Here is a 13,441-nt window from a genome sequence, read left to right on the forward strand (position 1 = left end):
TCCCTATGGCAAACGAGCCAGTACCCAAGAATCCGGTATTACAGGACAAGGCCACGATCAAGGAAGCTATCGTGCGGCACAAGAAAGAGGTTTACACCCCTGTTGTACCTGCCCAGCAATTCGGTTTCATCCACAACAATGTCGATTGCATCGGTTGCCGCGCCTGCGAAATCGCTTGTAAGGACAAAAACGGCTTGGCTCCGGGGCCACGTTTCCGCCGAGTCATGTACGTGGAAGGTGGCACTTACCCCGCAGTGTATGCCTACAAAGTCAATATGTCGTGCAACCATTGCGCTGAACCCGCGTGCTTGCCGACCTGCCCTACTGGTGCAATCTACAAGCGCAAAAAAGATGGCATCGTCGATATTGATTCCAGCCTGTGCATTGGCTGCCGCCGTTGTGAAGCCGCTTGCCCGTATGGTGCGCCGCAATTCATCCCCGAACAGAACATCGTGTCCAAGTGCAATATGTGTGTGGATGAGATTGATGCGGGGCGCAAACCGTATTGCGTGATGGCGTGCATGATGCGGGTGCTCGATATTGGCCCCATCGACAAGCTGCGCGAAGCCACTTACCCGACCAAGGCAATGGCTCCGCACGAAAAGGATAAGCTGGTACGTCAGGTCAAAAGCATGGCAGACCCGGAATTGACGAATCCTTCGATCGTGTTTATCGCGCATAGCAACGGGCGGGTGGATGCAGTGGATGCACCCAAAGAACCACCCAAGGAGCCGAAGTAATGCTGGATATAGCCAATGACTTACGGCTGCTGGCGGATTTGCACGCTACGGAACTGACACGGGAACGGATACAGGAATTACAAGCGATTGACTTCCCACTCGCCCAAGACTTTCCGCAGGAAATACCGGACAGTTTGTTAGATGAATTAGCAACCGACTTTGCTGACATCTATCTGAATGGTCGTTTCCATGCCTCGCCGCAAGAATCGGTGTGGATAGATGATGAAGAACTGATTTGCCAACAACCCATGTTTCAAGTACGCGAATGGTATGCGAAGCATGGGCTGGCGGTTCCCAACTGGCGCAAGATGGCTGATGATAACTTGGTCAATCAGCTCTTGTTCATTGCTCATTTACTGGACAAGGCGGAGGATGATCCGCAGGCAATACTGCAAGAAGTTGCCCTTTTTATGGACGAACACTTGTTGCGCTGGCTACAGCCGTTTGCCATCCGGGTCGTTGACCGTTGCGATACTGTTTTTTACGCCTATCTTGCTTTATTGACGTACAACCACATCGACAAATTGCGCATGACTCTAGTAGACATACTGGGTGTGCCACGCCCGACCCACGAGGAAATCGAGACCCGTATGAAGGTTCGGCAGCGGGTAGCGGCACAGCCGCAAACCATGCAATATTACCCCGGCGTTGCGCCGAGCTGGTAAACCATGAGTTTATCGCTGGGGTGGTTCAAACAACTTAAACAAGAATGGGTGATCCCGGAAGTTATCCCTGAACGCTGCGTCCACAGCCTCTGCGAAGTGGCGAGCTGCACCCGTTGCGTGGATGCCTGTCCGCAGGAGGCATGGCTGCTGGATGATGCCAGCTTGAAGATTGATACCTCACGTTGTGATGGTTGCGGCTTGTGTGTCGCCGCTTGTACCGAATCAGCATTAGTGGGAAATAGCCCCGTGGTGGAGGTCACACCAGCCATCAATCGCCGTCAGTTTTTGCGCAAAGCCTTGGTGTTCTCCGCAGAAGACAGCATGGCTCCGCCCGTGGCTTTACCCCTAATCCCCTTTGTCCCAATGCTTAGTCTAGCAAATTGTAATGGCTGTGATGCGTGCATAAAGCTCTGTCCACATCAGGCGTTACAACTGGAGAACAGCGACGATGAGCAAACCCTTGCCTACCGAATTCAGGCGGAGCATTGCACGGGATGTGGGATTTGTATGGATGTATGTGAGCGGGATGCGGTTGAAGTCCGGCAAATGCAGCCAGTGGATCAGCAAGTGGGCAATACCACGATTCCTTTGGTGCAAGCGCGTTGTAAAGCGTGTGGCAGCCATTTTCACTACCCGGCGGATGGCAATGCGGTAAAACAGCACTGCCGGATTTGCGCCCAAACGAACCATCATCGGCAGTTGTTTCAGGTCTATTGATCGACCCGTAGGTGGGACAAAACAAGCTCTGCCCCACCCGCATGGCAAAGAAAGCGCGTTACAGCTCTTTCATATTCGCAATCAATTCACTCGCCACCGCCTGACCGTCGCCATACAGCATCCGGCAGTTGTCGGCGAAGAACAGGTGGTTCTCGATCCCGGAGAAGCCAGCACCCTGACCACGTTTAACCACGATCACGTTCTTGGCGTAATCCGCGTTCAAAATCGGCATCCCGTAAATCGGGCTGTTCGGATCAGTCCGCGCAATCGGGTTCACCACGTCGTTCGCACCGATGACCAAGGCTACGTCCGCCGTTTTGAACTCTTCGTTGATCTCGTCCAGATCGTAGATGATGTCATATGGCACGCCCGCTTCCGCCAACAACACGTTCATGTGTCCCGGCATCCGCCCTGCCACTGGGTGAATCGCAAATTTCACGGTGACACCGCGCTCTTGCAATTGCTTGGTCATTTCCCAAATCTTGTGCTGCGCTTGCGCCACCGCCATGCCGTAACCGGGGATGATAATGACCTTTTCCGCAAACGCCATCATGATGGCAGCGTCGGGGGATTCAATCGCCTTCATCGAACCGCTGACTTCCTGCGCTTCACCCGTGGTTTCGCCGAAATTGCTGAACAGCACGTTGGTAATCGGGCGGTTCATCGCTTTTGCCATCAATTGCGTCAGCAACGTACCCGCAGAACCCACTACAATGCCCGCAATCATCATCGCCGGGTTGTCCAGCACATAACCTTCAAAACCAACCGCAAGCCCCGTGAAGGCGTTGTAGAGGGAAATCACTACCGGCATATCCGCGCCACCAATCGGCAGCGTCATCATCACACCAAACGCCAACGCTAGTGCGAAGAACAGGAACAGCGTAAACATGCCGTAATCCGTGCCACTAGTTGCAATGCCCAGCCCCATCCACGCCACCACGATAAACAATCCCGCGTTAATGCGTTGCTGATTGTGGAAACGGAACGCACCGCGCAATTGCTTGATACCTTGCAACTTGCCAAACGCGATCAACGAGCCGGAGAACGCCACCGAACCAATCAATGCGCCGAACACCGCCAGCAATTGCACCGTGCCATCCATCGGCTCGTGCTTGATCAATTCGACCGCTGCAATCGCCGCTGCTGCACCGCCGCCCATGCCGTTGTAGAGCGCAATCATTTGCGGCATGTCAGTCATCGCGACTTCTTTACCGGTTTTCCACGCAATGCCACCGCCGACCGCGATACCGATAATAATCAGCAAATAGTTGCTGTTAACGTGCGGGTGGACAAAGGTGATGAGCGTTGCCAGCACCATGCCGATACCTGCCCACACGATCCCGCGACGCGCAGTGACCGGCGAAGCCATTTGCTTCAGGCCGAGGATGAACAGCACAGCGGCTGCCAGATAAAAGATTTCAACAAACAGGTTCATGTTTATTTACCCCCTTTGCTGCTTTTAAACATTTCCAGCATCCGTTCGGTCACAACGTAACCGCCGACCGCGTTACCCGCTGCCAGCACCACCGCGATGAAACCGACCAGTTGTTCCATAAAGCCTTCCGCCTGACCTAACACCACCATTGCGCCGACCAAGACGATGCCGTGGACGAAGTTTGAACCCGACATGAGCGGGGTGTGCAGGATCACTGGCACTTTGGAAATCACTTCATAGCCGACGAATCCGGCGAGGATGAAGATGTAAATTGCAATAAAACCGTCCATTGTTATGCTCCTTCAACCAGTTGGCGAATGGCTGCGTTCATGATCTTGCCCTCGTGCGTGAGTAACGCGCCTGCAATCACTTCGTCGCTGAAATCGGGGGCATAAGTGCCGCCTTTCAACATAGGGGTGAGGAAGTTCAGCAGGTTTTTGGCGTACATCTCGGAAGCATGTACCGGCACTTGGCTGGGCACATTGAGTGGCGCGTGAATCGTCACGCCGTTATGCACAATAGTTTTCCCCGGTTGCGTCAGGGTGCAGTTACCGCCGCCTTCCGCTGCCAAGTCGATAATCACCGCGCCGGATTTCATACCATCAACCGTGGATTCGGGAATGATTTTCGGCGAAGGACGACCCGGAACCGCAGCCGTGGTGATCAGCACATCAGCAGTAGCAATGTGTTTCGCCAAGGCTTCTTGCTGTTGCTGCTTTTCTTCGGCGGTGAGTTCGCGTGCGTAACCGCCCGTGCCTTCCGCCGTAATGCCCAATTCGATGAATTTTGCACCGAGGGATTGCACTTGTTCCTTGGTGGCAGAACGCACGTCATACGCTTCAACCACTGCGCCTAAACGCCGTGCGGTAGCAATTGCCTGTAAACCTGCCACGCCCACGCCAATGATAATGACCTTGGATGGGCGGATCGTGCCAGCCGCAGTGGTCAGCATCGGGAAAAAGCGTGGTGCAAGGTCAGCACCCATGATCGCGGCTTTGTAACCGGCGATAGCGGCTTGCGAAGACAGCACGTCCATTGCTTGTGCACGCGAAATACGCGGAATCAGCTCCATCGCATACGCGGTAATATTTTTAGCTTTAAGTGCCGCGATGCGCTCTGGATTTTGGTAAGGCTGCAACATACCAATCAACACGCTGCCCTCTTTTAATTGGGCAATTTCAGCATCGGAAGGTGGTTGGACTTTGAGAACGATGTCGGCTTGCTGATAGAGATCGTTTGCCGTTGGTACAATGGTAGCCCCACTAAAGGCGGCATCAGGGATATGCGCTGCACTGCCTGCACCGGTTTCGACTAGGACTTCTGCTCCCAACTTAACGAGTTTAGCAATAACACTGGACTCGATGGCAACCCGGCGTTCGCCTTCGGCTGTTTCTTTGGGCACAGCCACTTTGATCGACATATTTTTGTCTCCAGAAGGATGGTGTGGTGATGGATAAAAATTCTGTCATCATAGCGAAATGCTATTCATGAGTGAATATTCATTGTGGGCAACAAAAAAAAGCCGGGCATTGCCCGGCTCTTTTGATGAAACGTGGAAACTAATTACTTAGTGCCAGATGCTTCAACTTCTACGCGACGGTTAGCTGCACGGCCTGCTTTGCTGCCATTGTCAGCAACAGGTTGTGACTCGCCTTTACCAGCAGCTTGGATAGCAGCAGCAGGAACGCCTTTGCTTACCAGGTAGTTAGCAACTGCGCCAGCGCGACGCTCAGACAACTTTTGGTTGTAAGCATCAGTGCCTACGCTGTCAGTGTGACCAACAACGCTGATACCGGATACTTTAGAACCAGCCAAGCCAGCCATGAATTGATCCAAACTTGCTTGACCAGCAGGTTTCAGAACCGCTTTGTCAAAGTCAAAGTTAGCATCAGCACTCATAGTCAGTTTCTGGAGAGGAGCTGGTTTTGGAGCTGGAGCTGGAGCTGGTTTTGGAGCCGGTGGCGGAGTTGGAGCCGCTTCACAGCCTTCTGGCATACTGCCGAATTGCGCTTTAACGCATTCGCCAGCACTGTTTTTAACAGCTTTGCCTGCGCTGTCTTGGACGTATTTGCCGTTTTCTGCTGCTTGAGCAGTGGTGGCCATCATAACTGCCATCAGGGCAGCTACGCTGATACCTGCAACTTTCTTCAGAGTCATCGTGATCTCCTTAAGCCTGGTTTTGATTTCAAGTTGTTGAGTAATTAATCAGTTGCGCAAACCCACTTAGGCAGGTCTACACTCACGGATATTTTGGTGAGCAATGTGCTAAATATACAACAGTCGGTGAGATTATAGGTGAATCTCCCCCGAACCGCCACATACATAGCATATTTTCTCTAATAAATGTAGCATTATTACCACATTGTGTACACTTCACGACAACTCACGATACGCGACAGGTAAGCGTCATGCAAGGCAAAACCGCCCCAAACTCTCATTCAATCGACGAACTGCTCACTCTGATGGCGCGTTTACGCGACCCGCAACACGGCTGCCCGTGGGATATAAAACAGACATGGCAATCCATTTTGCCGCATACCCTGGAAGAAGTGTACGAAGTCGCCGATGCCGTCGACCGGCACGATGCTACTGCGTTATGCGATGAGCTGGGTGATTTGCTGTTTCAGGTGGTGTTTATGGCACGCATTGCTCAAGAGCAAAACCTTTTCAGCTTTGACGATGTTGTTACAGGAATTACCCACAAAATGATACGTCGCCACCCGCACGTGTTCGGCGACACCACTTACAGCGATGAACGGGCACAAAAACAAGCGTGGGAAACCATTAAGCAGCAGGAACGCACCCAACAAAATACGCCGCCGGATTTCTTTGCAGGCATCCCCACCGCAATGCCCGCCTTACGCCGCAGCCAAAAGCTCCAGCAACGCGCCGCACAAGTGGGCTTCGATTGGACCCACTGGCAAGAAGTATTACCTAAAATTCAGGAAGAGCTGGATGAAGTCAGTGCAGCAGTCGCCGATGCAGAACCTTTTGAACGCATTGAGGAAGAAGTCGGCGATGTCCTGATGGGTGCAACCAATCTGGCACGCTTGCTCGGCGTAAATGCTGAAAATGCCTTGCGCCTGTCCAATCGTAAATTTGAAAATCGCTTTCGGCGGGTTGAGAGTTTGTTGCAAATGCAAGGGGTTGCTTTGGCTGACGCAGGCTTAGAACGCATGGAAACTGCTTGGAATATCGCCAAGCAAGAAGAGAAACAGATAAACGGTAGCTGAATGGGGCTAAAAAACGAAGCCCCCGACGAACGGGGGCAGTCAACACGGGCAAAAGTTATTATTATAGTTGTTTATTGTTGTTGTTAGCTCTTTGTTCAGCATTCTTGAAACGTTGCCCCCTGCGTACAGGGGGTGTCGTCGGGCGAAGCAGCAACTTATTGTTATTGATGTGCTGTGGCTGCTTTCTGCCTCTTGGGGCTTGCTGAAACTTGTTGTAATCAAACCGTGACTTCCCGGTTAAATACCCCTCACGCTATCCGCAAGGGGTTATGGGAGTCGAAACATGGCTAGGCTATTTATTGTTATTAATGGCTATGCCTGCTCTCTGCTTCTTGGGGCTTGCTGATAAAATCTTCCTTTAACCCTTTCTTATTTTTGTTGTCGTCCCTTATATCCAAGGTATTGCAACCCTCGTGCCAACTGCACAGCGAAAAACATAAGATAATGATTTAAAAGGAATTAAGCGTTTAATTATGGATTTTCACAGGGGACATGACACACGCGCTAACTGTCAAAAAGTGACACAAGTGACACATTAGCGCGTGACAGGTGTTGTCAGGTGACAATCAGTGGCAGGCAAAACACTATTTCAAACTGGCGCGGAGTGCTTGGCGGATCATATCTTCCACGCTCAAGCCCTGATTTTCGTAAGCAGCAATCATCTGGCTGGCTTGCACCGGCTTGTAACCCAACGCTAATAAGGCATTAACTGCCTCATCACTCGCCGAAGTCTCCGGTACAGCAATCAACGTCGGGGTAACACTATCACCCGCCGCTTTCGGCAAACGGTCACGCAACTCAATCACCAAACGCTCGGCAGTCTTTTTACCCACACCGGGAATGCGGCTCAAACGGGTAATGTCTGCGGCATGAATCACTTGTTGAAATTCCAGCGGATTCATCCCCGACACAATGGCGAGAGCCATCTTCGGCCCCACCCCATTCACTTTTAATAAATGGCGGAATAATTCACGCTCGGTTTGCGAACTAAAGCCGTACAGCAATTGCGCATCTTCACGCACCACAAAATGCGTATACAGCGTTACTTCCGCCTGCAATTCCGGCAAATCGTAAAAAGTGGTCATGGAAGCCTGCACTTCATAACCCACGCCATTCACGTCTAACATTAAATCCGGTGGCTGTTTCAGCAGCAATTTACCGCGCAAAAGTCCGATCATGCCTTGTTACTCCGTCATCATTCACAACGCTTCATCATAACGCAAACCCACCGCGCTTACTTTTGCTGTTTCAGCACATTCACGTGGTGGTCAAAACAATTCGGAAAGTGAAACTTATCACCCGCGTCATTCAGGCACGCCGGTAACGTTTGAGCCAGCACTTGCGTAGGTGTGTGCTGTGGCTGGGCTTTCATGCGCTGGTAACTGCTTTCCATCACGACAGCAGCGATGTAGCCACCCACTTTGGGGTTAAACACATCGTTGTGATCTTTAATAAAATCCGCATCGGTATACAAAAAGTGAAGCGGCTCAGAAGAACCAATCGGAATGTGTTTCGCGGCATCTTCCGAGGTAAAACATCCAGGTTCATCTTCGCGGCACACCATGTAACATTCACTGCGCTGGCTATTGGGATCGGCACAATACGGCTGATTTTGCGGAGTACGGCGCACACTCACGCCCGAACGAAACGGCAGGTAATTACCAATCGTGGTGGTATCCAAACCATGTTCATGCAAAGTCACCGTTTTGCCTTTGTAAGTACGCTTTAGCGGTAATTCGCTGGTGCTAACACTTACGCCCAAATATTGCCCTGCACGAAACGCGATACGGGTAGCAATATCGGCGGTGGAACTAACCACATGTAACAGTTTCGGCTGGGTTTCGGCATAACATTGCTGCTCCGCCACCACTTCTTTCAATGGCAACAGCTCATTGGCCTCCACCGCTGGATTCAGCAAAATAACCCCATGCCCAAAGTTGCGGGTACGTACACAATTACCACAGCGGTCGCGATTATTCTTACTGCATTGCGCATTACCCACCGTTTCGGTACTAACGACGCGATCCAGCAGCACATCGTGCAACGCGGAGAGCAGCACCACGCCACCAAAGCTATGCCCTATCGTCACCAGTACATTGCGGTTGGGATCAGCGGTGGCAGGTTTCGGTTCCAGCGTGTGTTCCAAGCGTAATAGCAACTCGGTAACGCCGCCCTTACCCACGTCGTGTGCGGTATTTTTTCGTGCCCAATAGGTTAAATGTTCGGCGACTGGAAGATCCAACGATTGTCCGCGCCACCCAATGTAAACCCCGATTAAGCGTCGATTGCCTGTGAGTTTTGCCGTCGCGGTACTTTGCAGCATATTACGGAAACTTTGCAGATTACGATCTGCCGGAGCGGCATTGTGTTTCCAGCCATGCACAAACACCACTACCGTCGCACCACCAAGGCTATTAGCTTGGGTGTCGATGTATTGCAATAAGGTGTTCATTTGCTCACGATCAAAGACATTGCCGCGATCGGTAAACTCAACAAAACCAATGTCATACGCTGGATGATGCTCTAAAGCTGCGGTGGTACAACCGCTTGACGGGCAAGTGGCACTGGGTTCTGCGGTACGATAAGCCGCATTCGGAGCGCATCCCCCAACCATCAGCAGCAAAAGCAGCAACCACAACGGGCGCGATAAGGCGAGATTCCAAGAATTCATAAACTTTATTTGTTAGCCACACACAAGCGCAAGTATAGGCACAGACGCACCCGGCAGCACTAGGCATAAATGACAAAATGTTGAATTATCGCGAAAAACGTCAGTGTTTACGGCATAACATATGCTGGTAACGCGCCAAGGAACGCCAAGGTTCTTGACGTGAATAGTCACGCTCTAATGGCAATACCGCTTGCATATCGGCAGTTTTACGCACATCACGGTACATATAATCATAAAAGCATCGCACCCCCGACCAAGTTTCCAGTTGCAACCCTAAATCGGGCAACCAACTTTGCACTTCGTCAGGTTTTAACGGCGAAATCGGGGCTAAACCCTGTTTGCCATTGCTGGCAATTTGCCCTTGGCGCACGGTTTCCAAATCCCCGGCAATCAAACGCCGCATCACGGTGGAATGGTAATTAAAGAACATTAACGACAACCAGCCGCCGGGTTTCAGGCAGGTTAACAACTCTTCCAAACCCTGACGCGGTTGCGCCAGCCATTCCAAAACTGCATGAAAGGTAATCAGGTCGTAACGTGCATCCGCATTCATCGCCAGATCTTGCACGCTGGCTTGCTGCAAGGTAATCGCGTGTTCCAAACCTGCTTGACGAATATTGTCCGCCGCCGCTGCTAACATTTCCGCCGATGGCTCCGCCAACACCACCTGATGACCTTGTTGCGCCAGCCATATTGCCATTTGCCCCAAACCGCCGCCTGCATCCAAAATTTGTAACGGTGGTTGCGATGCCGAGCGCGTCACTAATGAGCGCAAATCGTCCTGTAAAATGTGTAAGCGAATAATACCGCGTGGATCATCGTAAATTTGCCGTTGGAAACGTTGCGCCAACCCGTCAAAAACCCGATCCTGTTTACTCATTTCATCATCCTGCTGTTCGCGTTTGTCTAGGTCGCTTCGCACAAATGCTGAATGCAAAACGCGCTTGCAGTATACTGAGTGCTTTGTAAAAGTACATAAAGCAAGCAATGGCTAACTACGACTTATCCACATTTCAGGGGCTGATTCTTGCCCTGCAAAATTACTGGGCGCAGCAAGGTTGCGTCATTCTGCAACCGTATGACATGGAAATGGGCGCGGGTACATTCCACCCTGCGACGTTCCTGCGCTCGATTGGCCCAGAGCCGTGGCGCACCGCTTACGTGCAGCCTTCGCGCCGCCCGACGGATGGTCGTTATGGCGAAAACCCCAACCGCTTGCAGCACTATTACCAGTTTCAGGTATTGTTAAAGCCCTCCCCTGACAATATTCAGGAACTCTACCTCGGCTCGCTCAAGTTACTGGGCTTTGACCCGCTGGTGCATGACATCCGCTTCGTCGAAGACAACTGGGAATCACCAACACTGGGCGCATGGGGTTTGGGCTGGGAAGTGTGGCTCAACGGCATGGAAGTGACCCAGTTCACTTATTTCCAGCAAGTCGGCGGGCTGGATTGTCGCCCGGTCAGCGGTGAAATCACCTACGGTCTGGAACGCCTCGCCATGTACATGCAAAACGTGCAAAGCGTCTACGATCTGGTGTGGACAAAAGGCCCGCAAGGCGTGGTGACTTACGGTGACGTTTACCACCAAAACGAAGTCGAGCAATCCACCTATAACTTTGAACACGCCAATATCGACGCGCTGTTCCACCAATTCGACGTGTGCGAAAGTGAAAGCCAGCGCATGATCGAAGCCGGATTGCCGTTGCCTGCTTACGAACAAATGCTCAAAGCTTCGCATACGTTTAACTTGCTGGATGCTCGCCGCGCCATTTCCGTGACGGAACGCCAACGCTTTATCCTGCGGGTACGCACACTGGCACGCGCTGTTGCCGAAGCTTATTACAACGCCCGTGAAGCACTGGGCTTCCCGATGCTGCAACAAGACAAGGTGGCATGAATATGATCGACTTACTCGTAGAAATCGGCACAGAAGAACTGCCACCGAAAGCCCTGCCCACCCTGTCCGCCGCTTTCACTGACGGCATTACCAAAGGTTTAAGCGACGCAGGTTTAACCCCGAATGAGGTAATTGCTTACGCTGCGCCGCGCCGTTTAGCAGTATGGGTAAAAGGTGTTGCCCCCCAACAAGCCGACCAAATCATTGAAAAACGCGGCCCGGCGATTAAAGGGGCATTCGATGCTGCTGGCAATCCAACCAAAGCCGCGCTGGCTTTTGCCAACTCTTGCGGAGTCGAAGTCGCTGATTTAGGTAAAATTGAAACCGACAAAGGCGCGTGGCTGGTATTCCGTCAACAGCAAACCGGACAGGCAACCACCGCGTTATTTCCGGCGATGGTCGAAAAATCGCTGGCTGCGTTACCGATCCCTAAGCGGATGCGCTGGGGTAGCGGCACGGCAGAATTCGTGCGTCCGATACACTGGATTGTGATGCTGGCAGATAATGCGGTGATTAATGCCAATATTATGGGCATTCCCAGCGGCTGCGAATCACGCGGACACCGCTTTCACGCCCCCGCTGCGATCACTATCACCAGCCCTGCGGATTACGCCACGCAACTGGGTGCTGCGTTTGTGATTGCCCGCTTTGCAGCACGCCGCGAACTCATCCGCTCCAAAGTGGAAGCACTTGCCAGCGAACTCGGCGGCAAGGCCATTATGCCGGATGAATTGCTGGATGAAGTCACCGCACTGGTCGAATGGCCTGTGCCGGTAGCCGGTCGTTTTGAGGAACGTTTCCTCGACGTACCGCAAGAAGCTCTGATTTCCACCATGCAGGATAACCAAAAATATTTCGCACTGGTCGATGCTAACGGCAAATTAATGCCGAATTTCATCACTGTTGCCAATATTGAAAGCCGTGACGTTACTCAAATTTCTTCCGGTAACGAGCGCGTGATTCGCCCACGTTTCAGCGATGCGGAATTCTTCTGGACGCAAGACAAAAAGCAAACGTTGGAAAGCCGCCGCGAAGGGCTGAAAACCATGGTATTCCAGCAAAAGCTGGGGTCGTTGTACGACAAATCTGCCCGTGTCGCCAAACTTGCGGGTTACATTGCGCAACAACTTGACGCGGATGCCAGCCTTGCGGTGCGGGCAGCAGAATTGGGCAAGTGTGACCTGATTACCAATATGGTGTTCGAGTTTACCGAACTGCAAGGCATTATGGGGCGTTACTACGCCACCCACGATGGTGAAGCAGCGGAAGTCGCCGCCGCATTGGATGAGCAATACATGCCACGTTTCGCGGGTGATGAATTGCCACAAAGCAAAACCGGGCAGATTCTCGCACTGGCGGAACGCCTTGATACACTTGCGGGTATTTTCGGTGTTGGGCAAAAACCCACAGGTGCGAAAGACCCGTTTGGTTTACGCCGCGCTGCCTTGGGTGCATTACGTTTGCTGATCGAAAAACAATTGCCGCTGGATTTAACCGATTTGCTGGATCAAGCCGCGCTGAACCTTACCGAACAACTGGGCAGTAAACCGGCAACAAGCGATACGCTAGATTACATCCTCGACCGCTTGCGGGGCTATTACCAAGAGCGCGGCATTGGTGCTGACATTGTGGAAGCCGTGGCAACCTTAAAACCCAGCCAACCGCTGGATTTTGATCGCCGTGTGAAAGCGGTTGCCGCGTTCCGTCAGTTGACTGCCGCTGAAAGCCTTGCTGCTGCCAACAAGCGCATCAGCAATATCCTCAAGAAAGTCGAAGGCGAGTTACCAACCCGCGTGGAATTAGGCTTGTTGCAAGAGCCAGCGGAAAAAGCACTCGCAGATGCGGTGTTTACTCAAGAAAACCAAGTATTGCCATTGTTTGCTGTCGGTGATTACGAAGCGGCGTTACTGTCACTAGCCTCGCTGCGCGAACCTGTTGACCAGTTTTTTACCGATGTCATGGTCATGGCGGATGATATGGCGTTACGTAACAACCGGCTGGCGTTACTCAATCACTTGCGTGGTTTGTTCCTGCGAGTAGCAGATTTGTCGGTGTTGTGAACCACACCGGATGCTAACAGC

The 13,441-nt window shown here is 52.1% G+C and carries 13 protein-coding genes; 6 read left to right on the forward strand and 7 right to left on the reverse strand.

Going from position 1 to position 13,441, the window contains the following annotated elements; all coding sequences use genetic code 11:
- Positions 1–5 precede the first annotated feature (5 nt).
- The 3 genes from J9260_RS14645 to J9260_RS14655 are packed head-to-tail and all read left to right on the forward strand — an operon-like array spanning position 6 to position 2,122.
- Positions 6–740: a 4Fe-4S dicluster domain-containing protein gene (locus J9260_RS14645; protein WP_210218458.1), complete on the forward strand. Its 735-nt coding sequence runs from the start codon at positions 6–8 to the stop codon at positions 738–740.
- Complete coding sequence (locus J9260_RS14650) at positions 740–1,405, forward strand: TorD/DmsD family molecular chaperone (protein WP_210218459.1); 666 nt, start codon at positions 740–742, stop codon at positions 1,403–1,405. The genes J9260_RS14645 and J9260_RS14650 overlap by 1 nt, the downstream gene beginning before the upstream one ends.
- Before the next feature lie 3 nt (positions 1,406–1,408).
- The gene (locus J9260_RS14655; RefSeq protein WP_210218460.1) at positions 1,409–2,122 is read left to right on the forward strand and encodes a 4Fe-4S binding protein; all 714 of its coding nucleotides are present in this window, start codon (positions 1,409–1,411) and stop codon (positions 2,120–2,122) included.
- 58 nt (positions 2,123–2,180) lie between these two features.
- Here the strand turns inward: J9260_RS14655 and J9260_RS14660 are convergent, their stop codons facing one another.
- The 4 genes from J9260_RS14660 to J9260_RS18850 all read right to left on the reverse strand — a co-directional run bounded on the left by J9260_RS14660 (position 2,181) and on the right by J9260_RS18850 (position 5,714).
- Positions 2,181–3,557: an NAD(P)(+) transhydrogenase (Re/Si-specific) subunit beta gene (locus tag J9260_RS14660; RefSeq protein WP_210218461.1), complete on the reverse strand. Its 1,377-nt coding sequence runs from the start codon at positions 3,555–3,557 to the stop codon at positions 2,181–2,183.
- A 2-nt stretch (positions 3,558–3,559) separates the two neighbouring features.
- Positions 3,560–3,847 (reverse strand): NAD(P) transhydrogenase subunit alpha part 2, encoded by a 288-nt coding sequence (locus J9260_RS14665; protein WP_207250353.1) that lies wholly within the window; start codon positions 3,845–3,847, stop codon positions 3,560–3,562.
- A 2-nt stretch (positions 3,848–3,849) separates the two neighbouring features.
- Positions 3,850–4,977 (reverse strand): Re/Si-specific NAD(P)(+) transhydrogenase subunit alpha, encoded by a 1,128-nt coding sequence (locus J9260_RS14670; protein ID WP_210218462.1) that lies wholly within the window; start codon positions 4,975–4,977, stop codon positions 3,850–3,852.
- 143 nt (positions 4,978–5,120) lie between these two features.
- Positions 5,121–5,714 carry an OmpA family protein gene (locus J9260_RS18850; protein ID WP_210218463.1) on the reverse strand — a complete coding sequence of 198 codons (594 nt, stop codon included), beginning with the start codon at positions 5,712–5,714 and terminating at the stop codon, positions 5,121–5,123.
- A 251-nt stretch (positions 5,715–5,965) separates the two neighbouring features.
- Between J9260_RS18850 and mazG the strand changes: the two genes are divergently transcribed.
- Entirely contained in the window at positions 5,966–6,790 is an 825-nt protein-coding gene (mazG, locus tag J9260_RS14680) for a nucleoside triphosphate pyrophosphohydrolase (protein ID WP_210218464.1), read from the forward strand.
- Between the two features lie 584 nt (positions 6,791–7,374).
- Here the strand turns inward: mazG and ruvA are convergent.
- The 3 genes from ruvA to J9260_RS14695 form a co-directional block, all read right to left on the reverse strand.
- Positions 7,375–7,968 carry a Holliday junction branch migration protein RuvA gene (ruvA, locus tag J9260_RS14685; protein WP_210218465.1) on the reverse strand — a complete coding sequence of 198 codons (594 nt, stop codon included), beginning with the start codon at positions 7,966–7,968 and terminating at the stop codon, positions 7,375–7,377.
- Positions 7,969–8,024: 56 nt separating this feature from the next.
- The gene (locus tag J9260_RS14690) at positions 8,025–9,461 is read right to left on the reverse strand and encodes a hypothetical protein (protein WP_210218466.1); all 1,437 of its coding nucleotides are present in this window, start codon (positions 9,459–9,461) and stop codon (positions 8,025–8,027) included.
- 100 nt (positions 9,462–9,561) lie between these two features.
- The gene (locus J9260_RS14695) at positions 9,562–10,341 is read right to left on the reverse strand and encodes a methyltransferase domain-containing protein (protein ID WP_210218467.1); all 780 of its coding nucleotides are present in this window, start codon (positions 10,339–10,341) and stop codon (positions 9,562–9,564) included.
- Positions 10,342–10,448: 107 nt separating this feature from the next.
- Between J9260_RS14695 and glyQ the strand changes: the two genes are divergently transcribed.
- Entirely contained in the window at positions 10,449–11,360 is a 912-nt protein-coding gene (gene glyQ / locus J9260_RS14700) for a glycine--tRNA ligase subunit alpha (protein WP_210218468.1), read from the forward strand.
- Positions 11,361–11,362: 2 nt separating this feature from the next.
- Positions 11,363–13,420: a glycine--tRNA ligase subunit beta gene (gene glyS / locus J9260_RS14705; RefSeq protein ID WP_210218469.1), complete on the forward strand. Its 2,058-nt coding sequence runs from the start codon at positions 11,363–11,365 to the stop codon at positions 13,418–13,420.
- Positions 13,421–13,441: the final 21 nt, after the last annotated feature.

The organism is Thiothrix unzii (assembly GCF_017901175.1).
GTDB classification, from domain to species: domain Bacteria; phylum Pseudomonadota; class Gammaproteobacteria; order Thiotrichales; family Thiotrichaceae; genus Thiothrix; species Thiothrix unzii.